The 21,194-nt window shown below is 49.3% G+C and carries 21 protein-coding genes and 1 pseudogene; 9 read left to right on the top strand and 13 right to left on the bottom strand.

Annotated elements, in window-relative coordinates:
- Window positions 1–144: 144 nt before the first annotated feature.
- The 3 genes from exaC to amyS all read left to right on the top strand — a co-directional run bounded on the left by exaC (window position 145) and on the right by amyS (window position 3,894).
- Window positions 145–1,677, top strand: coding sequence for an acetaldehyde dehydrogenase ExaC (exaC, locus tag EG886_RS07625; RefSeq protein WP_124727575.1), 1,533 nt, complete (start codon window positions 145–147; stop codon window positions 1,675–1,677).
- Window positions 1,678–1,690: 13 nt separating this feature from the next.
- Window positions 1,691–2,071, top strand: a complete 381-nt coding sequence (locus tag EG886_RS07630; RefSeq protein WP_124727576.1) for a DUF779 domain-containing protein — start codon at window positions 1,691–1,693, stop codon at window positions 2,069–2,071.
- Window positions 2,072–2,346: 275 nt separating this feature from the next.
- A complete protein-coding gene (gene amyS, locus EG886_RS07635; protein ID WP_124727577.1) occupies window positions 2,347–3,894 on the top strand; it encodes an alpha-amylase in 1,548 nt (515 codons plus the stop codon).
- A gap of 38 nt (window positions 3,895–3,932) precedes the next feature.
- Here the strand turns inward: amyS and EG886_RS07640 are convergent, their stop codons facing one another.
- Together EG886_RS07640 and EG886_RS07645 are read right to left on the bottom strand one after the other, a co-directional pair.
- Entirely contained in the window at window positions 3,933–4,238 is a 306-nt protein-coding gene (locus EG886_RS07640; protein WP_124727578.1) for an AzlD domain-containing protein, read from the bottom strand.
- Window positions 4,235–4,951 (bottom strand): AzlC family ABC transporter permease, encoded by a 717-nt coding sequence (locus tag EG886_RS07645; protein WP_241154286.1) that lies wholly within the window; start codon window positions 4,949–4,951, stop codon window positions 4,235–4,237. The genes EG886_RS07640 and EG886_RS07645 overlap by 4 nt, the downstream gene beginning before the upstream one ends.
- A gap of 285 nt (window positions 4,952–5,236) precedes the next feature.
- On the opposite strand from EG886_RS07645, the gene EG886_RS07650 reads away from it, so the two are divergent.
- On the top strand, window positions 5,237–6,235 hold the full coding sequence (locus EG886_RS07650) for an MDR family oxidoreductase (protein WP_124727579.1): 999 nt from the start codon (window positions 5,237–5,239) through the stop codon (window positions 6,233–6,235).
- Between the two features lie 562 nt (window positions 6,236–6,797).
- Window positions 6,798–7,934: a metallophosphoesterase gene (locus EG886_RS07655; RefSeq protein ID WP_124727580.1), complete on the top strand. Its 1,137-nt coding sequence runs from the start codon at window positions 6,798–6,800 to the stop codon at window positions 7,932–7,934.
- A 99-nt stretch (window positions 7,935–8,033) separates the two neighbouring features.
- Here EG886_RS07655 and proS read toward each other — a convergent pair whose 3' ends face one another.
- Together proS and EG886_RS07665 are read right to left on the bottom strand one after the other, a co-directional pair.
- On the bottom strand, window positions 8,034–9,467 hold the full coding sequence (gene proS, locus EG886_RS07660) for a proline--tRNA ligase (RefSeq protein ID WP_124727581.1): 1,434 nt from the start codon (window positions 9,465–9,467) through the stop codon (window positions 8,034–8,036).
- A 189-nt stretch (window positions 9,468–9,656) separates the two neighbouring features.
- The gene (locus tag EG886_RS07665) at window positions 9,657–10,376 is read right to left on the bottom strand and encodes an N-acetylmuramoyl-L-alanine amidase family protein (protein WP_124727582.1); all 720 of its coding nucleotides are present in this window, start codon (window positions 10,374–10,376) and stop codon (window positions 9,657–9,659) included.
- Between the two features lie 290 nt (window positions 10,377–10,666).
- Here EG886_RS07665 and EG886_RS07670 point away from each other — a divergent pair, with 290 nt between their 5' ends.
- On the top strand, window positions 10,667–11,005 hold the full coding sequence (locus tag EG886_RS07670; RefSeq protein ID WP_124727583.1) for an antibiotic biosynthesis monooxygenase family protein: 339 nt from the start codon (window positions 10,667–10,669) through the stop codon (window positions 11,003–11,005).
- 190 nt (window positions 11,006–11,195) lie between these two features.
- On the opposite strand, the gene EG886_RS07675 is transcribed toward EG886_RS07670, so the two are convergent.
- Complete coding sequence (locus tag EG886_RS07675) at window positions 11,196–11,852, bottom strand: hypothetical protein (RefSeq protein WP_124727584.1); 657 nt, start codon at window positions 11,850–11,852, stop codon at window positions 11,196–11,198.
- Window positions 11,853–12,165: 313 nt separating this feature from the next.
- Window positions 12,166–12,369: pseudogene (locus tag EG886_RS07680) on the bottom strand (magnesium chelatase subunit ChlI family protein); the annotation flags it as partial.
- 127 nt (window positions 12,370–12,496) lie between these two features.
- Between EG886_RS07680 and EG886_RS07685 the strand changes: the two are divergent.
- From EG886_RS07685 to EG886_RS07695, 3 genes are all read left to right on the top strand, one after another.
- On the top strand, window positions 12,497–12,943 hold the full coding sequence (locus EG886_RS07685) for a MarR family winged helix-turn-helix transcriptional regulator (protein ID WP_124727586.1): 447 nt from the start codon (window positions 12,497–12,499) through the stop codon (window positions 12,941–12,943).
- Window positions 12,944–12,987: 44 nt separating this feature from the next.
- Complete coding sequence (locus tag EG886_RS07690; protein ID WP_124727587.1) at window positions 12,988–13,854, top strand: permease; 867 nt, start codon at window positions 12,988–12,990, stop codon at window positions 13,852–13,854.
- A 239-nt stretch (window positions 13,855–14,093) separates the two neighbouring features.
- Window positions 14,094–14,597: an arsinothricin resistance N-acetyltransferase ArsN1 family A gene (locus EG886_RS07695; RefSeq protein WP_124727588.1), complete on the top strand. Its 504-nt coding sequence runs from the start codon at window positions 14,094–14,096 to the stop codon at window positions 14,595–14,597.
- A 198-nt stretch (window positions 14,598–14,795) separates the two neighbouring features.
- Here the strand turns inward: EG886_RS07695 and arsC are convergent, their stop codons facing one another.
- The 7 genes from arsC to EG886_RS07730 form a co-directional block, all read right to left on the bottom strand.
- On the bottom strand, window positions 14,796–15,221 hold the full coding sequence (gene arsC, locus EG886_RS07700; protein ID WP_124727589.1) for an arsenate reductase (thioredoxin): 426 nt from the start codon (window positions 15,219–15,221) through the stop codon (window positions 14,796–14,798).
- Window positions 15,222–15,351: 130 nt separating this feature from the next.
- Window positions 15,352–16,479: an inorganic phosphate transporter gene (locus EG886_RS07705; protein ID WP_124727590.1), complete on the bottom strand. Its 1,128-nt coding sequence runs from the start codon at window positions 16,477–16,479 to the stop codon at window positions 15,352–15,354.
- A gap of 90 nt (window positions 16,480–16,569) precedes the next feature.
- Window positions 16,570–16,968 (bottom strand): ArsD-related vicinal cysteine protein VcpD, encoded by a 399-nt coding sequence (gene vcpD / locus EG886_RS07710; protein WP_124727591.1) that lies wholly within the window; start codon window positions 16,966–16,968, stop codon window positions 16,570–16,572.
- A 17-nt stretch (window positions 16,969–16,985) separates the two neighbouring features.
- Window positions 16,986–18,095: a GTP-binding protein gene (locus EG886_RS07715; RefSeq protein ID WP_124727592.1), complete on the bottom strand. Its 1,110-nt coding sequence runs from the start codon at window positions 18,093–18,095 to the stop codon at window positions 16,986–16,988.
- A 55-nt stretch (window positions 18,096–18,150) separates the two neighbouring features.
- Window positions 18,151–19,425, bottom strand: coding sequence for an arsinothricin biosynthesis radical SAM protein ArsL (arsL, locus tag EG886_RS07720; RefSeq protein ID WP_124727593.1), 1,275 nt, complete (start codon window positions 19,423–19,425; stop codon window positions 18,151–18,153).
- 122 nt (window positions 19,426–19,547) lie between these two features.
- On the bottom strand, window positions 19,548–20,780 hold the full coding sequence (locus EG886_RS07725) for an ATP-grasp domain-containing protein (protein ID WP_124727594.1): 1,233 nt from the start codon (window positions 20,778–20,780) through the stop codon (window positions 19,548–19,550).
- 23 nt (window positions 20,781–20,803) lie between these two features.
- Window positions 20,804–21,109: a carboxymuconolactone decarboxylase family protein gene (locus tag EG886_RS07730; RefSeq protein ID WP_124727595.1), complete on the bottom strand. Its 306-nt coding sequence runs from the start codon at window positions 21,107–21,109 to the stop codon at window positions 20,804–20,806.
- Between the last annotated feature and the right edge of the window lie 85 nt (window positions 21,110–21,194).

The following is a 21,194-nucleotide window of genomic DNA, read 5'->3' on the forward strand; positions in this document are numbered from 1 at the left end:
TTTTATTTCATCTCCGCCTGATTTTTGCTGTTCCCGAAATTTTTTAGCTTTGTATTTTCCGAAGAGAAGGAATTTTATTTATAATTGTCAAATTCATTCTGTGCAGTACCCCATCCATGATCAAAAAGGAGGATGCCCTGCGACATGACTGTCAAGCTTTCCGTCTTCAAGGCGCCGAACACGGAAGGAAGTCTGCTCCGGTTCAAACCGAAGTATGACAACTTCATCGGCGGTGAATGGGTCCCCCCCGTAAACGGGGAGTATTTTGAAAACCCCTCACCCGTCGACGGAAAAGTGTTCACCCGGGTGCCCCGTTCCCGCAAGGAAGACATTGAACTGGCACTGGACGCGGCTCACCGGGCGAAAGAAAAATGGGCAAACACCTCTGCCACCCGGCGCAGCAACATTTTGCTGAAGATCGCCGACCGACTGGAAGAAAATCTTGAGCTGTTCGCTCTTGCCGAAACCTGGGACAACGGAAAACCGATCCGGGAAACCCTGAATGCCGACCTCCCGCTGGCCATTGATCATTTCCGGTATTTTGCCGGCGTCATCCGCGGTGAGGAGGGAGGCGTGTCCGAAATCGATGCCCGTACCCTTTCCCTCCACATCAAGGAACCGATCGGAGTTGTCGGACAAATCATCCCCTGGAACTTTCCGCTCTTGATGGCCGCATGGAAATTGGCACCCGCACTCGCCGCCGGCAACTGCGTCGTCCTCAAACCCGCCGAACAAACTCCCGTCACCGTACTCCTGTTTGCCGAACTGATCGCCGATCTGCTTCCCCCGGGTGTGCTCAACATCGTCAACGGCTTCGGACCGGAAGCCGGAAAGCCGCTTGCCACCTCTCCGCGGGTGGGAAAAGTGGCGTTCACCGGTGAAACGACCACCGGTCGCCTCATCATGCAGTACGCCTCCGAAAACATCGTTCCCGTCACGCTGGAGCTGGGCGGAAAATCCCCGAACATCTTTACGGAAAGCGTGTTGGCGCAAGACGATGAATTCCTGGAAAAAGCGCTGGAAGGCTTCACGATGTTCGCCCTGAACCAAGGGGAAGTTTGCACCTGTCCGTCGCGCGCGCTCATCCAAGAGTCCATCTACGATGAATTCATGGCCCGCGCACTGGAACGGGTGAAGAAAATCAAGCTGGGAGATCCTCTCGATCCGGAAACCATGATGGGGGCTCAGGCTTCGTCCGACCAGTTCGAAAAAATCCTCAGCTACATCGATTTGGGCCATCAGGAAGGAGCGAAATGCCTCACCGGAGGCAAACCGTTCCAAAACGAAAAGTATCCGGACGGCTTCTACATCGAACCCACCGTGTTCGCCGGTCACAACCGGATGCGCATCTTCCAGGAAGAGATTTTCGGCCCCGTGGTGTCGGTCACGACGTTCCGCGATGAATCCGATCTCCTGGAGATCGCCAACGACACGCTGTACGGACTGGGAGCCGGCGTGTGGACGCGCGACGTGCACCAGGCTTACCAGATCGCGCGACGGATCGAGGCGGGACGCGTCTGGGTCAACTGCTATCACTTGTATCCGGCGCATGCCGCGTTCGGAGGATACAAGCAATCGGGAATCGGCCGGGAAACGCACAAAATGATGCTGGATCATTATCGCCAAACCAAAAACCTGCTGATTTCCTACGACAAAAGGCCCACGGGACTTTTCTGACGGGTGCAGGCGGATGGAAACCGTGAAACGCGTACTGGTGACGGACCGGGCCCGCGAGGTGATCGAACGCCTCCGGGCCGAGCACGGAGAGCTGATGTTTCATCAGAGCGGAGGATGTTGTGACGGCTCCTCCCCCATGTGCTACCCAGCCGGGGAATTCCGGATCGGCGGCAGCGACGTGAAGATCGGGGAGATCGCCGGCTGTCCGTTTTACATGTCCCGCTCCCAGTTCGAATACTGGAAACACACGCAGCTGACCGTCGACGTGATCCCCGGTCGGGGAGCCTCCTTTTCTCTGGAGATTCCGCTGGGCGTGCGTTTCATCATCCGCTCCCGCCTGTTCACTCCGGAAGAACGGGAACGACTGGAACCCGTTCTGGGCGGAGAATCATAAATCTCCGAATCCGAAGGGTCGGCAAGATCCCGGCAACCTCACGGGACGGATGCGAGGCAGGCAACGGGAATGAAATCCGGCGCGAAAACGGGTTTGCGGCACGACCGCAAGCCCTTTCTTTTTGAATAGAAAGAAAATATTGAGATAAAATCATATTCCATATATAATAATAAGGAAAACGGTTGTTCTATATGTTTCACGGGTTTTCCCGCTCTTTTTTCGCTCATTTGTGCAACCGTTTTCACAACGAATTTGCGTCAAGGAGGACTTTCATCATGAGCTTGCTGCGTCGCCTGTCGTTCCTCCTCGTTCCCGCCGTTGCCGCTTCCCTGTTGATCCCTTCCCTTCCGGAACACAAAGCGGAAGCCCAGCACACGGGAACCAACGGCACCATGTTCCAGTATTTCGAATGGAATCTTCCCAATGACGGCAATCATTGGAACCGGCTGTACAATGATGCCGCCAATCTCAAAAGCAAGGGAATCACGGCCGTGTGGATCCCTCCGGCATACAAGGGCGGCCATTCCGGAGATGTGGGATACGGGGCCTATGATCTCTATGATCTCGGAGAATTCAATCAAAAAGGGACCGTTCGCACCAAATACGGCACCAAATCGCAACTGATCTCCGCCATTGACCGGCTTCACGCCAACGGGATCCATGTCTACGCGGACGTGGTGATGAATCACAAACTGGGGGCCGACGCCACCGAAACCGTGACCGCCGTCGAGGTGGACCCCGGCAACCGGAATCGCGAAGTGTCCGGCGATTACACGATCAGCGCCTGGACCCAATTCAACTTCCCCGGGCGCGGCAACACCTACTCGTCGTTCAAATGGCGCTGGTACCATTTTGACGGAACCGACTGGGACGAATCCCGGAAACTGAACCGGATCTACAAGTTCCGGGGCGACGGCAAGAATTGGGACTGGGAAGTGGACACGGAAAACGGCAACTATGATTATCTGCTGGGCGCCGACGTGGACATGGAACACCCCGAAGTACAGACCGAACTGAAAAATTGGGGCGTCTGGTTCACCCAAACCGCCAAACTGGACGGCTTCCGGCTGGATGCAGTGAAGCACATCAAATTTGATTTCATGCGCGACTGGCTTTCCCACGTCCGGGCATCCACCGGAAAGGAATTGTTCACCGTGGGGGAATACTGGGCCAACAACCTGGGGGCCCTGCAAAACTATCTGAACAAGACGAACCACAGCATGTCGTTGTTTGACGTTCCCCTCCACTACAATTTGCAAAGTGCGTCCAACTCCGGCGGCTATTATGACATGCGCAACATTTTCAACGGCACGCTGGTCGCCGCCAATCCCGTGAAAGCGGTCACATTTGTCGACAACCATGACACCCAGCCCGGACAGGGACTCGCTTCCACGGTGCAAAGTTGGTTCAAGCCGATCGCCTATGCACTCATTCTCACCCGCGAAGCCGGTTATCCCTGTGTCTTTTACGGTGATTACTACGGAACCACGGACGGTGGAATCCCATCGCTCAAAGACAAAATCGATCCGATCCTGATCGCCCGCAAAAACCATGCGTACGGACCGCAACACGACTATTTTGACCACCCGGACATCGTCGGATGGACACGTGAAGGAGACAGCGCTCACCCTGGCTCCGGTTTGGCTGCCATCGTCACGGACGGGCCGGGAGGATCCAAATGGATGTATGTGGGCAAGCAACATGCCGGCGAAACCTGGAGAGACATCACGGGCAACCGTCCGGACGCCGTCACCATCAACGCGGACGGTTGGGGAGAGTTCCACGTGAACGGAGGATCGGTATCCATCTACGTCAAACAATAAGAAAAGCCGGATTCGGGGCAATCCCCGAACCGGCTTTTTCATGTCATGCCTTTCAGCACCGCGGCGGCCGCGATGGCTCCTCCCACCACAAACAACAGATGAAGGCGCAGCCAAGCCAGGAGGACCGCCGTCGCTCCTCCGATCAGTCCGATCCACGGACGGGTCTCATCCACGGTGAGGATCCCCGGAAAAATCAGGGCTCCGAGAGCGGCGTACGGAATGGCTTCCAGCCAACGTTTCACGGCCGGTGACAGGTTGATCCGGCCCACCAGGAGGGCCGGCACCACGCGCGGAACGGCGGTCACCACCGCCATCCCCAGGATGACCCACATGATCTCGCTCATTCTCTTCCATCCCCCCGTTTGAACAACCAAATTCCCGCCATCGCTCCGACCACGATGGAGAGCACCTTGGCCCATCCGGACGGAACCACACCGGCAAACAACGTGCTCAACAACATTCCCGCCACCGCCACCACTCCCCCGCGGGGATTCTCACGGGCGGCCGGTACAAGAAGCCCGATGAACATGGCATACAGGGCGATCACCATGCCGGAGCTGACCGATTCGGGGATCACCTCCGCCAGCGCACCGCCCGCCCATGTCCCGAGCACCCAGGAAGCATGGGCCGTCACGAACAGACCGGCCAAATAACCTTCCGTTCCGTCCCCTTTCCGGGCATCCCGACCTCCCAGCGACGCGATCGCGAACGTCTCGTCCGTGATCCCCAATGAAACGGGTATTCTCCACCGGGCTCCGATCCCTTCAAACCGGTTCATCAACGCCAGGCTCATCACGAAATGGCGAAAATTGAGCACCAGGGTGGCGATCACGATCTCCAGCGCCGCCACATGGCCGGTAAGCATCTGGACCGCCATGAACTGGCTGGCTCCCGCGTACACAAAGAAAGACATCGCCACGGCCTGCGGAATCGCCAGCCCTCCCTGGACCGCGATCATTCCGAAAGCCATGGCGATCGGCACATATCCCACCACGATCGGAACCGCCGCTTTCACTCCTTTGCCAAACCCATGCTTGTCCCATGCGGCAGCATGCAACACGCATCCCTCTCTTTCTTCCGGAACATATTAGCAAAAGTATAAACCATTTGCCATCAATTCGGAAAACCATTTTTTTCAAAACAATCCGATCCGAAGAAACATGATTTTCCCTGTTTCAGCGAAGCAGAGCCGGGCCATCGACCCCGGAGTCTCCTGACGGCTCCGGGCGGCCTGCCACGCTCATTGACAAGCCGGCCTTGTTTTTCTGAAAATGGACTCATCAACAAATCATCCGAATTCAAGCATTGCGGAAAAATTTTGCTCTGAAAGGGGAATTCGCCGATGAGCACGCCCTCGACGTTTCGCGCCTGGGTCATCGACCGGAGCGAAGGAAAAAACGACGTGGAACTGAAAACGCTCACACCCGACGATCTTCCGCATGAAGGAGACGTCCTGGTCCGCGTCTTGTATTCGAGCCTCAACTACAAGGACGGGCTGGCCGTCACCGGCAAAGGAAAAATTTTGCGTCGCTACCCGATCGCTCCCGGCATCGATCTGGCCGGCGTGGTGGAGGAATCCTCCTCTCCCCGGTACAAACCCGGAGACAAGGTCATCCTGACCGGCTGGGAAACCGGAGAAACATACTGGGGCGGATACAGCCAGTATGTCCGCGTCCGTTCGGAGACGTTGGTTCCGCTGCCCGACGGAATGTCCCCCAAACATGCCATGAGCATCGGAACAGCCGGACTGACGGCCATGTTGTCGGTGATGGCCCTTGAAAAACACGGATTTGACAAAGAGCGGGAAGTGGTGGTGACCGGAGCCGGCGGCGGTGTGGGCAGCTTGTCTGTCATTCTGCTGAGCCGGACCGGATGCAAGGTGGTGGCCTCCACCGGTCGCCAAGAGTTGCACGACTGGTTGAAAGAATGCGGTGCCCAAGAAGTGATCGGCCGGGAAGAACTGTCCAGGGACGGCAATCCCTTGGAATCCGGCCGATGGGGAGGTGCCGTGGACACGGTCGGGGGCAAAACCCTTGCCGGCATCCTGCGCGGCGTGGCCTTGCACGGAACCGTCGCCGCCTGCGGACTGGCCGGCGGAGCCACCTTCACCACCACCGTGTTCCCGTTCATTTTGCGCGGAGTCAAGCTGATCGGCATCGATTCCAACTATTGTCCGAACGACGTCCGGACGGAGGCATGGAACCGGCTTGGGGAACTGCTCGACGAACAGACGCTGGACAAACTGACCCAAGTCCGTCCCCTTTCCGAAGTGCCCGAACTCTCCGAAGAGATTCTGGCGGGACGCATTCGCGGCCGCGTGGTCATCGACGTTCAATCCTGACCCGGGCCCGATGAAGCGAAGGCCGATTCATCTCCACATGTCGGGCTCTCCGGGGACCGGCAGGTGCGGGTGACCCGGATACGGCGGTCGGGGTTCAACCGGATGAGGATTTCCCGGAACGTGCATCCAGGGTCCCATCCAGCCCCGCCACGGATCGACGGGAGCCCCGCATCCGTGCCAGTGCCCCGGAATCCAAGCCCAACGCCAATACGGAAAACAAAAGTATCCGTACACGTGTCATTCCTCCCTTTGCCAATCGTCGATGCCAGTTTATGACAGAAGGAACGTGAGGTTCCCGCCCAAAACGACACAATACGGGTCACAAAACCGACCTTTTGTCACTCATCATGCCGAGCGAAGCGAAACAGACCGGGATTTTTGCGAAGGCCCCGTTGGCGGGCCTTTTTTTGATCTGCTGGACATGCGCGGTTTCGATTCGAGCTTCGCAAATGCACGACATCACATTGAATCGTCGTCTCGCGAAAATTTCCGAAAATACTTGACAAGCTCAAGAAGTAAGATGGAATTGCGGAATCCGTGATCAAGAAAGAGAGGCAAGAGAATGAGCAAAGCAGGCACCGTTCTCGCGGTTGCGGTGATTTCGGCCCTTTACGCCGGGGTGAATGTTTATGTGGGGAGAAAACTGTTGGTATGGTTGAGGCTGTTGTTCCCGGACCTGAACGGAACGGCATTCACGATCATCTATGCTTGTTTCGCCTTGTCGTTTGTGACGGCAATCTTGCCGCTGCCCTCTTCCGTCAAAGGGATCATGAGCTGGACAGGCTCTTATTGGTTGGGGTTGTTTGTCTATCTGCTCCTGTTTTTTCTCGCGACGGATCTGATCCTTTTTCTCGGGAAGCTGTTGAAGATCATTCCCGTTCCCACTCCTTTGCATGTTCAATTCATTGCCGGTTTGATCGTGCTGCTGGCGACTGCGGGATTTGTCAGTTACGGACTTTATAACGCCAATCAGATCAAACACGTTTCATACGATATCCGCCTCAACAAATCCGCCGACATGAAAATCGTGCTGATCAGCGATCTGCACCTGGGAGCCGTCAACTCCGAAAAACGCCTTTCGGACATGGTGAAAAAAATCAACGCCCTCCAACCGGATCTGGTGGCCATGGCCGGGGATATTTTCAATGATGACTATCACGCCATCAAAGATCCCGAAAGAGCGTCGGAGCTGCTCCGGAGCATCCAAACCAAATACGGCGTGTATGCCTGTCTCGGAAATCACGACAGCGGAAAAACGTTTGACCAAATGGTCGGGTTTCTTGAGCGAAGCAACATCAAGCTGCTCAATGATGACTCCGTCACCATCGATGACAAACTGGTCTTGTTCGGACGCGTCGATCCTTCACCGATCGGCGGTTTCGGCGGATTGAGCCGAAAAGAAATCAAAAACAAGATCGCCGCCGTCAACCCGGAGTTGCCCATCGTGGTGATGGATCATACCCCGGCAAACCTTGAACAATACGGAAACGACGTCGACCTGATCCTTTCCGGCCATACGCACAGGGGACAAATCTTCCCGTTCAACTTCGTGACAAATGCCATATTTGAAGTGGATTACGGTTATTATCGAAGGGGCGACGCCGGCCCTCACGTGATCGTGACGTCGGGCGTCGGCACCTGGGGAATGCCGATGCGCGTCGGATCCAACAGTGAGATCGTCAGCATTCATTTGCACTGATCAGATGCAAATCATCAACACGGCAGCGGTTCCGCCGTGAAGACGGAAAAACAAGAAAAACCGGCCTCCATTTCAATAAGAGGCCGGTTTTCTCATGCATCAATACGATTTGGCAAACCAGACGGAGTGCTTCGCTTCCTTTCCGCACGTCACGCAGCGGCTCATGACTTCCGGCGGATCGAACGGAATGTTGCGGCTGGTCGCACCGCACGCCTGCTTGACTTCGGCTTCGCATCCCGCGTCCCCGCACCAGCCGGCGAGCACGAAGCCCCGTTTCTCCGAGATGACCCGGGACAGCTCGTCCAGCGTCTCGGCCCGATGGGAGTTTTCTTCCATGAACGCCTTGGCTTTGCGGAACATGTTTTTCTGGATTTCCTCCAGCAAGCCGGAAAGATGCCCGGCCAGTCCTTCCATCGCCGCCTCCGACTTCTCCATCGTATCCCGACGGGCAAGCACCACCTGTCCCTTGTCCAAATCGCGGGGCCCCAGTTCGATCCTGACCGGAATTCCCTTGAGCTCGTATTCGTTGAATTTCCAACCCGGGCTGTATTGCTCCCTGGCATCCAGTTTCACGCGGATGCCGGCCGCGCGGAGTTCGCCTTCCAACTTCCGGCAAGCTTCCACCACCCGCTCCCGCTCTTGTTTCGGACCGACGGGAATGATCACGGCCTGAACCGGGGCGATCCGCGGCGGAATCACCAATCCGTGGTCGTCGCCGTGCACCATGATCAGCGCTCCGATCATCCGGGTGCTCAATCCCCACGAGGTGGTATGTACGTATTCCAGATTATTGTTGTGGTCGGCAAACTTGATGTCAAAGCTCTTGGCAAAGTTTTGCCCCATGAAATGGGACGTTCCCGCTTGCAGGGCTTTTCCGTCCTTCATCATGGCTTCGATGGAAAACGTTTGCACCGCTCCGGCAAATTTTTCGGACGGCGTCTTTTCGCCGCGGATCACCGGAATAGCGAGCACGTCTTCGGCGAACGTGGCATAGATCTCCAGCATCCGGGCCACTTCTTCCCGCGCTTCTTCCTCCGTGGCGTGGGCCGTGTGTCCTTCCTGCCACAGGAACTCGCTGGTGCGCAGGAACGGAAGCGTCCGCTTTTCCCAACGAACCACGCTGCACCACTGGTTGATCAAAAGCGGCAAATCCCGGTGCGACTGGATCCAGCGGGAGAACATGTGCCCGATGATCGTTTCGGAGGTCGGTCTGACGGCCAACCGTTCTTCCAGCTTTTCACCGCCTGCTTCCGTCACCCAGGGCAATTCGGGGTTGAAGCCTTCCACGTGCTCTTTTTCCTTCTCAAAGAAGCTTTCCGGAATGAACAGCGGAAAATATGCGTTTTCATGCCCCGTTTCCTTGAACCGCGCATCCAGTTCCTTTTGCATGGCTTCCCACAGGGCATAACCGGCCGGTTTGAACACGATGCACCCGCGCACAGGTGCGTAATCCATCAGATCGGCCTTTCGAATCACGTCAATATACCAACCTGAAAAATCCTCGCTCTGGGGGATCAATCTTTTCTCTGCCATTCTGACACACCTTTCGCCAAGCATTATTCAAAAATTATACAATGACTCTCCCCAAGTTTGCCAGCCCCGTGAAACAAGAAGCGTGTGCCTTCCTCCCGAAGACACACGCCGAAACGGATTTCAAATCCGTCATACACCGGTCCCGATTTGCCCTGGACTCAACGGGCATGACGCTGAACCTCTCATGAATCAACGTTTTCGAATGATGATTTCCGTAACTCCCTTTTTCACCGCTTCCTCCACGGCCGCAGCCACCTTGTGTTCATAAGCGGTGTCCACCACCACTTTTCCGTCCACGATGACCCGGTACATCGGTTTCGGCGGCGAAGGCGGCTTCTCAGGAACATACTTGACGCCGAAATAGGCACAGATGCCTTTGGCCGTCGCCACGGCAAACGCTTTTTGGACTTTCGGATCGAGCATCTGCGCGGCTTCACTCAGCCCCGGATCATCCATGAATCCGAACTCGATCAAGACCGCCGGCATTTTGGTTTCTCTCAAGACCTGAAAATTGGCCGACTTCACCCCGCGGTCTTTTCGCGGCACACCGGATGCCAACAATTCCTTGTGAATGAGCTTCGCCGCCCGCTCCCCCTCACGGCTTCCCGGATAATGATAGGTCTCGATCCCCTGGCCTCCGCCGGCATTGTAATGACAGGATACATACAAATGCGCGCCGGCGTCGTTGGCCCTTTTCGTACGTGTCGACAGCGGGGTGTCCTCGTCCGTCGGGGCCACGAGGAGCGTCCGGAAACCGCACCTTTTGAGTTCGACGTCCAACAGCTTCACCAATTGGCGGTTGAACTCGTTCTCTTTGATCACCCGTCCTCCCAACTGCGGAATCGGCTTCGTCCGCTTTCCGGCGGTTTGCATGCCGTGTCCGTCGTCGAGCGCAACCAGATACGTCATCCGTCATCTCCTCCTTTCCGTCCAATTATGATATTCCACAACACTCATAAACGAATGTGCGAACATTATATAAAATTAGTTTATTTTTGAATAAAAAATCAAAACCCGGGAACGCTCAGCGGCATGGCCGAAACGTTCCACCTGGTTTGTTTTGTTTGTTGAAAATTTGCCGACTGTTGGTTATCATTGCAATTGTAAAAAACAGTCCCTCGGTTTGTTGTTCCCCACAGGCACCCCGTGTTCCATCATCCGGCGCGGGGTGCCTGCATGTTTGGAAAGGAGAGATTCTCATGTCCTTCGCCCGCACACCGAAGCCTCCTTACTATGCCGTGATTTTCACGTCGCTTCGAACCGGAAAAGAGGCGGAAGAATACGCCCGTACTGCGGAACACATGGTACAGCTCGCGAAGCAACAGCCCGGCTTTCTGGGAGTCGAAAGCGTGCGCGATCCAAACGGATTCGGTATCACCGTCTCGTACTGGGAATCGGAAGAAGCCATTCGCCGCTGGAGAGAACACGCCGAACACACACTGGCCCGGGAAAAAGGCCGTTCCGATTGGTATGAACGCTTTTTCACCCGGGTGTGCCGGGTGGAGCGGGCGTACGAATTCACTGCCGGGAACGAATGACCCGTTCAACCCCAACAAGCCGCACGCGTACGCGGCAAACGGACGCGATGTCCGGACATCCCCCTCTTCCGTTTTGGCCACCATCATCCCTGAGGGGCTCCCGCGAAAAAAGCCTCCTTCCCCAATCGGAAGGAGGCCTGAATCTTTTTGATGAAGCTTGCCGACGGTTTTACTCTCGATGATTGTCGGCTTACTCCCCGCTGTATTGTTTGATTTCAGCAATCACGTCGCCGGAGGCTCTTCCGGAAACATGGTCCTCAAAGTCAAATCCTTCGCTGTATATGTGATAGATCTTTCCTTGTTCATCAACCGCCTCGACCTTCTCATTCTCCTTCGGCAATTTGAGATGCGCCCGATCGTCTTTGTCGATCACGATTTGATAAGGATGCATGGCGATGGAATACCCTTTGCTGAACGGGTCTTTTTTCAAAAACAAAATGACTTTTCGCGAAAGGTCAGGCTCAAAATACGGACCTTTCCTGATCGTCAACTTGATGGGATTGCCGTTTTCGTCTTTCAGCCCATCGATCTGCTCGGAATAAGGCAGATTGACTTCGATGTGTTCAGGGACATTTCCTTTGAGGACTTGTTCGATCTTGAAATCATACACTTTCACTTCACTGTACAAATCGGGATGTTCCTGACCGGGATCGTTCACGTTTCCGGCTCCGTTGTATGAATAAAGGTGCTTCCCATACGACCCCACCACAATCACTTCCGCGTTGGAAGTCAATGCGTTCAGATCTTTGCCGACAACGTATTCAGCCGACAAGTGCAAGGGAGTCGCTTCCTTTTCCCCGGCACATCCGGCCAGAAACACAACACCGAGCACCCATGTCATGACCATCAGCGAGATCCTCTTCATTTTTTCGCTCCCTTCCCCCATTGCGGAACCTTCCTCACTCAACCCTGTTGACGTGAAAAGTGCACTTTTGGATGCAACGTTCGTCCCACCGTCACCCATCCGTAAAGACCATTCGGAACAAAAAAACAGATGCTTCGGAAGCATCTGCATAAACGGATTCATCTTCACGACTTCCCGGTACAAAATCCCGCATCCTCATTTCGGGAATCATGAAACCGAAAGCCGCCACCGGTGTTTCCGGTCTTTACTGACCGGTTTGCGTCTTTTCACGTTCCGAATGATGCTTCGGCTGACGTCATTCCCAAAACTTCCTGTCCAGCGCCCGATACTGAATCGCCTCGGCCACATGCTCTTCGCGGATCTTCTCCTCTTCATCCAGATCCGCGATGGTACGCGCCACTTTGAGAATCCGGTCATGGGCGCGGGCGCTCAGGCCGAGAGAATCAAAGGCGGTTTTCAGCAATTTGCGGGAATCGTCATCCAAAGCGCAGTGACGGCGGCAAAAAAGTAAACCTCATTGCTTAATTAGGTTCTTGACAGACTAAATACTATAGTGTAGTCTTAAGTTAACCAATTACTTGCAAAATGCAAATAATCAGACAAGCGGACTTTGAGGTGTTAAGGTCTTGGAGAATATTCGTGAGTTATTTCAAATATTGACTCGTCGTTTTGGTTTCCTAAATAAAAATTGTTGCAGTGTAAGAGACTATGAAATTTCATTAGTACAAAGTCATATTCTTTACGAAATTGATCGTCAACTAAATCCATCCATGCAACAAATTGCAGACACATTAGGCATTGATATTACAACCTTTAGTAGGCAAGTTCAATCTTTAGTAAAAATGAATTTAGTAAAAAAAACTCCGCACGAACAAGATCGAAGAGTAACTATTCTTTCTCTTACGAAAGAAGGAAAGTACGTAGCTAATATAATTGATCAAAAAATGAATCAGTATTTGAATGAAGTGTTTGGGTATATGAGTGATTTTGAAAAAATGATAGTTTTGCACTCCATTAAGCTTCTAAATTCATGTATGAAAAAGTCAAAGGCATGTTGTCATCCAATGCGCTAATATGCTCTTTATAATTGCAATTTACAAGTAAAAGAGGGACTTACATGTTATTAGAGGTATTTCAAAATTTTTTATCGCTTGCCATTGAACTTACCGTTCTGTTCCTTGCCATCTCATTTCTCATTAGTTTCCTTCAAGGACTGATTCCATACGAAAATATAAAGAAGTACTTATCTGGCGAAAACACAACAATCGGTGTTATAGCCGCTCTTGTATTTGCCTTCATCACCCCTTTTTGCTCTTGCTCAACTGTCCCTATAGTCGTAAATTTGTTAAACAATAAGGTCCGTTTTGGGATCGTCATGGTATTTTTATTTTCCTCTCCTGTTTTGGACCCAACGATTATTACGCTTATGAGTGCTTTACTAGGAATAAAAGTAGCAGTTTCTTATACCATCATCACATCCATTTTATCTGTGATCATCGGGCTTACTCTTGAGAAATTGGGGTATGAGAGTGCAGTCAAAAAGGTAATTGTGACAGGTTACAAAGAAATGCAAACAAAATTTAGTTTTAAAAACGCACTAAAAGAAACACTTAATTTAATGAAATCAGTTTATCCGTACTTACTGATTGGTGCTGGTATCGGTTCTTTCATCCAAGGATATGTCCCAACCGAATGGATTTCCTCCTTCTTTGGAGGAGAACAGTGGTGGCTTGTACCTATAGCAGCACTGATAGGTATCCCACTATATATACGACTTTCAACGATGATTCCCATATCACAGATTCTAATTACCAAAGGAATGGCAATCGCGCCAGTAATGGCACTAATGATTAGTTCCGCCGGAGCAAGCTTACCAGAAATCACACTGCTTTATTCTATTTTCCAAAGAAGACTTATTATTGCGTTTGTTGTATCCGTCATAGTCATGGCAACTCTTTCTGGATTCCTGTTCTACATTATTTAAGGAGGTGATATTAATTATGTCACTAATAAAAAAATTGTTAGGAAAAAAGGAAAGCACCTGCTGCGAAGTAAAAATCGAGGAAGTGCAGCAACAAAACAATCAATGTTGCAATGTAAAAATCGAGGAAGTGCAGCAACAAAACAATCAATGCTGCAGTTCTGAATAATACCTACATTGGGCCTTTCCTTGCTTTCACAGCGAGGAAAGGTTTTTAACTTTCAATAAGGCTGGTGAGATGAATGAGTTCACTATGGTTAATCCGAGAAGCAACTGTACAAGATCTTTTACGTATTTTAGATATTTACAACCAAGGGATTGCGGATCGGATTGCCACATTGGAGGAGCATCCTAAAACCTGGGAAGAGATGTACAAATGGTTCCACCAACGATCTCCTCGATACACTGTTCTGGTGGCAGAGCTCAAAGGTGAAGTCCAAGGATGGGCTTCACTCAATCCGTACTCTCATCGGTGTGCTTATGCAAGTGTAGCGGAAATTTCCGTGTATGTCGATCGTTCTTGGCGAGGAAAAGGAGTCGGTTCCCGGCTTTTACGGGCATTGGAGGAAGAGGCGAAGGAAAACGGCTTTCACAAGATGATTCTGTTTACTTTTCCCTTTAATATTCTTGGACAAGGTTTGTATCGAAAATTAGGCTTTCGGGAAGTAGGGGTTTTTCGGAACCAAGGAAAACTGGATGACCGATTCGTCGATGTGATGGCGATGGAAAAGTGTTTGTTAGAGTAGATAGATTAAACCGCACCAGTTAAAGGTGCGGTTTCCCTATTTAGATTTTCTGACCTAATTGATGTTTCGCTCAAACTGTACACCTGAAAGTTTGAAGGGGCATTCAACAGATCCGTTCAGTCACCCAACTCGTTTGAACGCGGAATTGATCGCTGGTTGGAGAGGTACACACCACAATGAGAGGTTGTATGATCGGTTTTAGTACTTCTTTGTTTCTTCGGCAAACCGAAGAATCCGTTCTTCGATCTGATCCCTGACCCGTCGGAATATTTCCCACACTTTTTCTTCCGTTCCCTGGGCTTTTGCTGGATCCTCAAATTGCCAATGATCACGGTGAACGTGAGGAGGTGTCATCGGACATTTATCTTTTGCATCCTCACAGAGTGTGATAACGTAGTCCGCTTTATTTAGCAATTCGGGGTCGATGGTATCAGATGTCTGATTGGAGATATCAATACCTTTTTCAGCCATTACTTTGACTGCTCTTGGATTTAGTCCATGTGCTTCAATTCCTGCACTGTACACTTCGAATCGATCACCTAAGTATTTCTTTCCAAATCCTTCAGCCATCTGACTGCGGCAAGAGTTACCAGTACATAAAAAATATATGATCCTTTTTGTCATGGGTGAGAACCTCCTGATTGATTTAGAACTGGTGGAATCAGCTTTTCGATGACTGCCCTATGACAAAAAATTCTGTAAAATCCTTCGCATATCAAATAGAGTGCGAAGGAAAAAACTTATTTACAACAATTTAGTTTATCAAGATTCTTAAAATGTAATATGCAATCGCACCCAAAAGCCCGGCACCTGGCAATGTTACCAACCACGAAAGAACCATATCGCGTACCACGATCCAATTAATTGCCTGTCTGCCTTTCCGGACACCTGCTCCAATAATTGCAGAAGTGGAAACATGAGTAGTGGAAACGGGGAGGCCCATTTGACTGGAAGATAAAACCAATGCAGTCGTAGTCAGGACAGCTGACACACTACTGTAATTATCTAATTGAGTTACTTTGTTCGATAGAAGTCTAGTGACCGACAAACCTTTAACCAAGCTGCCAATTCCCATTGCTACAGTCACTAGCAAAAACATTGGGAGTAGTGAGTCTGTTTGTCGAACATCACTTGGAAGCATTGCCACCAAAACTGTAATAGCAACGATCTTTGGTGTATCATTTACAGCCCGGACGAAACAAATGGCTCCACTGGAAATCCAAGTTAAACCTCTACTCGCATTCTCGGGAATTTTCAATAATGAAATTGCGTACATCAGCAGCCAAGCGATACTCAATCCGAGTGCCGGACTGAGAATAAGAGGTAATACCACCTTATGAATCAAACTACTCCAAACCACACTTGAAAAGCCGTATGTAACCGTGCCAACGACGACCACTGCCCCCACGATAGCGTGAGTCGTAGAAACAGGCAAGGAAAATCGCGTTGCAAAAGCAACCCACAGCGCTGCACCGGCTGCCATAGCCAAAGCCATCACGATAGTAATTTTATAATTAGCTCCTATGATCCCACCGGTGAACAGCTTCAATAATTTGATTCCCAAATAAATCGATAGGAAACCGCCAACTGCTGTAACCAACGAACCATAAACGAGTGCAACAATCTCTTTGGCCGCCCCTGATGAAACCAGGGGAGCAACCCCTTTTGAAACATCGTTTCCACCGTTCTCAACTGCCAGCCAAGCCACAATGATGAATCCGATAACAGTCTCCAATGTTTGATACGGCAGTAATCCTGTTGCAATGAAAACGAATGTAGTTAGAGTTGCAATGACGATTCCTGTCAGCGGACTCTTTGTAATGCTGCTCAAATACTTTTCTTCTAATGCAATTCTTCTTTTTTCTATCGTGGGACTGTTCATTTTTATTTTACCCCCAATACTTCTATATTTTAAATAGGAGCCGGTTAATATGCCCTCTATTCAACCGGCTCCAATTATTAACAGCATCGTCTAAACCAAATTTTCCAGAATCACATCAATCTGAATCTGATCCACATTCGATCCGAAGCTAATTAACTCTCCATTCAACATAATGGCTGGTGTGACAATGGAAAGTATGCTGTCATCCGGATCCTCGCCAATATGCTTAAAACCTCGCTCCTTGAGAATCTCTCCAAGTTTTTTTCGTGCCATCCACCGATCCATTGGTAGCGAATAGTTATAAAGATGGATAGTTGCATCGGGCAATTGTTGTTTCAAGCGTTCTTTAAGAGAAATCAGCTCTTTTTCATCGGATCCTTTGTCATTGGATTCGCAACATGACTCCCCAGGTTCAACATCTGTTTCACAACATTCCTCTGAAGATCGGCTGATATTTGGAAGGATTTCAATCAACAACTGTTTTTCCATCTTGTTGAAACCTCCGATCATTCATGCTTGCCTGATAAACGATATACCGGTTTGGGAGGCAACGGGCTGAAACATTCATGATATGTTTCCTGCCAGTTCGTTTCCGCTTTTCCATTGGCAGCCATCAATGCATCCTTCACTGCAAGATCAAGTAATACAGGAGAAGATTCCATTCGAATGTTGATCACAACCCGATAATCACTGGACAGCTCAGGCTCTTTCACTGTGTAGACAGGTTCGTCTCCAGTATGAACCATACTGGCTTTTACATATCCACTGTCGTTTCCGATATAAATCTTCAAATGAGCGATGGCTATCTTTTCCCTCATAAAATGCTCATTTAATTGACCTAGAAAAATCTCTGCCCATGTCCTCGGATCAAAAACTTGTCCGTTCTTGCGCTTCAGATCACCAAAAACATTCAACCATGCAAGTTGGGCTTCGCCTTTCGCATATTCTTCGTAATCGATATCCAGGATTTTATCTCCCGCCATCGTTGTGGTAAGCCACAAATCAAGAAGTTCATCAAAATGATCTCCAAGATGGGCGGAAATGGTATGAACCATGGCAAGAGGGTATCTTGACTTCAGATATTGACTCAAATTGTTGATCTCTTCCTGGGTGTATCGGTCAACTTTGTTCAACAAAATGATATCTGCTTCTGAAAGCTGTTTCTCAAAGATATAACTGACTGAGGACGAAAACTTGATTCCGCCCTGATCTTCAATCTCATTCCGCAAACGAGCTGGATCAACAACAATACTGAGCGGAGAGACTTCAAATTCATGCGAGTAAAACTTCTTTAACGGTTGGATAACAGTTGCGGCCAAATCTGTACAACTTCCTACTGCTTCGGCAATAATGATCTCCGGCTGTACCTCTTCCTTGAGAGTATGGAACTCCGTATACAAATCCTCAAATTTACAGCAAAAACATCCTCCTGTTACTTCTTTTGCATTCAGTCCATCAATTTTAGCCAGTTCCGTATCAATCAATTCTTTTCCCTGGTCATTTGTCACAATTGCAACCTTGTGCCCTCGAGTCATAAATTCTTTGGCGGCACGGATCATTGTCGTCGTTTTCCCAGCTCCCAAAAATCCCCCCAGCAACACCAAACGCGTCTTCAACCAATTCCCTCCTTTATTAAGGTAAGTGACAACAAGCTACAAAGTTACAAATAAACTAACACTTCAAGCAACAACGCTTAAAAACACCTTCCTCGGCAGGAGTCTGCATGGATGAATAAAGCTCGTCCATTTGAGGATCAGGATGTTTCCATTCATAATGAAACTCATGTTCTATCAGTTCTAATTCTTGAATAGATTTTTTATTAAGAAGAGGAGATCCTTTGTAGAGGTACAGCCGCGTCTCGTACTGAATCGGGTCGATGATTTGATCCAAACCGTTTTCATCGACAAACGCTCTGAAAACAGAAAGGTCTTCCATCGTTGTCCAAGGGTTGAACATAATAAACGTCGGATTTAGGCGAATCCCAATCTCCCTTAAGAACGCAATGGCTTCCTTAATATCATCAACAGTAGTTTCTTTTGCGACTGCATCCAGTACTTCTTCTGAGGGGAATTCAAGTGCAGAAGTAATAAAGCGAACATTCAATTTAGCCATTTCTCTTAATGTATCCTTGTTTTCAAGGATATGATCTACGCGGGTTGTAAAATCAAAGGTCAGGTGGGGAAACTCTTGGTTCAACTTACGGAGAATCTGAATTCCATGCCATTTCGCATTGAAAAAGTCCGCGTCTATGAATGTGAGATGAGTCATTCCCATTTCGACCAAGTTACGTACATCCTGAATGACGATTTCTTCCGGAACAAGAATCACCTTCCCGCCATAAGCAGCGAAAACCGAGCAATACAAGCACTTATGGTGACATCCTCTTGCTATTTCCGTTGAACCTACAATTTGCTTTGATCCCGTCAATCGTTCCACTTGAGGCTGTGGATACTTATGTAACGGAGGTAACAGGTGGCGAAAAGGTACGTCCAGATGATCCCGTAACATGTAAGGATGGATGTTTTTTCCTTGAAGTGCCTGCTCCGCCGCAAGGATTCCGGAAAAATCAACAACTTCTTCACCAGAAAGAGATCTTGCCAAGGCAACAAGCGGTCTTTCCCATTCACCACAAATACAAGTATTACTGTATTTTCCTGCAAGCCGTGTTGCTTGGATCGTTGCATGTTGCCCAAAAAACGTGATGTGCGCATCAGGGTTGATTTTTCGAACGAACTTGGCTACTTCGACGCCTGCATGTACTGGATCAAACAATGGAACGGAGATTGCAACCAGATCTTTGTCCAAAAAACGATCTTCTCGTAGTCCTTCGACATACGTATCCAATACAGATACATCAAATCCGGCTTTTATAAGAGGTGTCGCAGCTGATGCAACAGTGAACGGTTGAAAGCCTCCCTCAAAAGTGGAAACCAAAAGAATTTTCATGTTTTCCTCCCTGAAGCTCAAAGAATATAGGTGAGATATCAATTTTGTTCCTACAAGATAAACTTTCTGATATTTTTCAGAGCCCTTAATTCCTCGTTTATCTATAGACTAAATAATCTCTTCTAATCATTCTTTGATTGAATCCTTAGATCAGTTTCATTCAAAATCACTTGCATCTTTCCCCTGAGTTCTTCATACTTCGAAGCATGAACGATAAAATAGCCTAAGCGGTTAAGATTGCTAGTCGTAGCCGAAACAGATTGACCAGATTTTACAAATATTGCTTGACGTTCCACTTTGCATGGGGGGAACTGATTGAAAAAAACCATTCCAGATCTTTCCGCAGCTAAAAATCGAATCCCTGCATAATTGGCAACTTTCTCTTCGATCGGAAGGTTACTTTTGCTCACACCCAAAGCGATCCAAAGAGATACTTTTCTTAAATCAATCCCAGTCGTTGCTTTGACCAAATCCGGTATGTGATCACCGCCTGGTCTTGCATTCACTTCTATAATTCGCGGACCTTTTTTTGTCAATTTAACCTCCGTATGGGTAACTCCATATTCTACATTCAGCAAAGCCAGTGTTTCCTTAACTAGCTCCCTGATCTCCTCCTCCGTCTGAGGAGACAGGACAGCCGGTACAATATGTCCTACTTCCACCGCAGGATTAAATTCGGCCGTTAACTTTTCTGTAATTGCTACTATTTGCGTTTTTCCTGCAATCGTATAAGCTTCGACGCTGTATTCCGCACCTTCCAGATATTCTTCAACGATAATATCAGAATCACTATCTTGTCCCACCAAGTTTTTCTCGCGCTTTCGAATGGCAGCCACAGCCTCCCATGCTTCATCCAAGCTGTCACATCGGGCCACCAGACTACTTGCAGATTCATCTGATGGTTTTACAATGACTGGGAAATCAAATTCATCGACTACATTTAGCAACTCTTTTTCATGTTTGATCAATTTGTAATGAACCGGCCATTTTGATTGGGCAAGGATTTGCCTTGTTAGTTTCTTGTTGCGGCAATTCAATGCCGCATTGTACGACACGGCTGTCGAGACCCCTAATTTCTCTGACAATTTCGCACACAAAGGTACGCGGTATTCATTCAATGTAAATACAGTTACCAGTTCAAAACGCTTTTGTAGCTCAAGAATTTTGGAAATAACAGCATCTTCATCGTTTAGATCTAGTTCCAAGGGATAGTCAGACAACAAAGCTTCTTTGAATCCAATATGTTTGTTGATCAAAACCGATTTATAACCCAATTCCTTTACCAGATTTATTTCTTCACATTCTTCATCTCGAGTTCCTAGAATTACAACGGCTTTTTCCTTCTCACCAGCCAATCATAATCCTCCTTCCTGTCTTATCACACACAGCAACTTGATCCGCTACTATCCGTAGGGTTGATTTCGTTAGCTTGACCAAAGAAGTCAAGTTTTGATATGTGAATTGCTAAACAAATAGCCGCAAGTTGATCTATTTCTTCTTGGCTGATCCCGACTTGTTTTGCTTTGATCATCCATTTTCGGAGTTCTTCGGAAGACTCATAAGAAATGGATGCCACCAAGGCGGCCAAAACTCTGTCTCTTTCCGACAATACACCACTATTCAAAGCCTCATTTCTAAAAGACTGGAATTTTGAATTAAGCGTATTATACGCTTCTGATAGCATGGTTTTTCCTCCTTGTTTTTATAAAATTAATTTTCTAAATATATGATATTACAGAACATAGATATAAGTCAATAAGCATATAGTT

The organism is Staphylospora marina (assembly GCF_003856495.1).
GTDB lineage: Bacteria > Bacillota > Bacilli > Thermoactinomycetales > Thermoactinomycetaceae > Staphylospora > Staphylospora marina.

What these genes read in the sequence shown, in the direction of transcription:
- exaC (WP_124727575.1), top strand. Translation starts at nt 145, where the DNA reads ATGACTGTCAAGCTTTCCGTCTTCAAGGCGCCGAACACGGAAGGAAGT.
- EG886_RS07630 (WP_124727576.1), top strand. Translation starts at nt 1,691, where the DNA reads ATGGAAACCGTGAAACGCGTACTGGTGACGGACCGGGCCCGCGAGGTG.
- amyS (WP_124727577.1), top strand. Translation starts at nt 2,347, where the DNA reads ATGAGCTTGCTGCGTCGCCTGTCGTTCCTCCTCGTTCCCGCCGTTGCC.
- EG886_RS07640 (WP_124727578.1), bottom strand. Translation starts at nt 4,238, where the DNA reads ATGAGCGAGATCATGTGGGTCATCCTGGGGATGGCGGTGGTGACCGCC.
- EG886_RS07650 (WP_124727579.1), top strand. Translation starts at nt 5,237, where the DNA reads ATGAGCACGCCCTCGACGTTTCGCGCCTGGGTCATCGACCGGAGCGAA.
- EG886_RS07655 (WP_124727580.1), top strand. Translation starts at nt 6,798, where the DNA reads ATGAGCAAAGCAGGCACCGTTCTCGCGGTTGCGGTGATTTCGGCCCTT.
- proS (WP_124727581.1), bottom strand. Translation starts at nt 9,467, where the DNA reads ATGGCAGAGAAAAGATTGATCCCCCAGAGCGAGGATTTTTCAGGTTGG.
- EG886_RS07665 (WP_124727582.1), bottom strand. Translation starts at nt 10,376, where the DNA reads ATGACGTATCTGGTTGCGCTCGACGACGGACACGGCATGCAAACCGCC.
- EG886_RS07670 (WP_124727583.1), top strand. Translation starts at nt 10,667, where the DNA reads ATGTCCTTCGCCCGCACACCGAAGCCTCCTTACTATGCCGTGATTTTC.
- EG886_RS07675 (WP_124727584.1), bottom strand. Translation starts at nt 11,852, where the DNA reads ATGGTCATGACATGGGTGCTCGGTGTTGTGTTTCTGGCCGGATGTGCC.
- EG886_RS07690 (WP_124727587.1), top strand. Translation starts at nt 12,988, where the DNA reads ATGTTATTAGAGGTATTTCAAAATTTTTTATCGCTTGCCATTGAACTT.
- EG886_RS07695 (WP_124727588.1), top strand. Translation starts at nt 14,094, where the DNA reads ATGAGTTCACTATGGTTAATCCGAGAAGCAACTGTACAAGATCTTTTA.
- arsC (WP_124727589.1), bottom strand. Translation starts at nt 15,221, where the DNA reads ATGACAAAAAGGATCATATATTTTTTATGTACTGGTAACTCTTGCCGC.
- EG886_RS07705 (WP_124727590.1), bottom strand. Translation starts at nt 16,479, where the DNA reads ATGAACAGTCCCACGATAGAAAAAAGAAGAATTGCATTAGAAGAAAAG.
- vcpD (WP_124727591.1), bottom strand. Translation starts at nt 16,968, where the DNA reads ATGGAAAAACAGTTGTTGATTGAAATCCTTCCAAATATCAGCCGATCT.
- arsL (WP_124727593.1), bottom strand. Translation starts at nt 19,425, where the DNA reads ATGAAAATTCTTTTGGTTTCCACTTTTGAGGGAGGCTTTCAACCGTTC.
- EG886_RS07730 (WP_124727595.1), bottom strand. Translation starts at nt 21,109, where the DNA reads ATGCTATCAGAAGCGTATAATACGCTTAATTCAAAATTCCAGTCTTTT.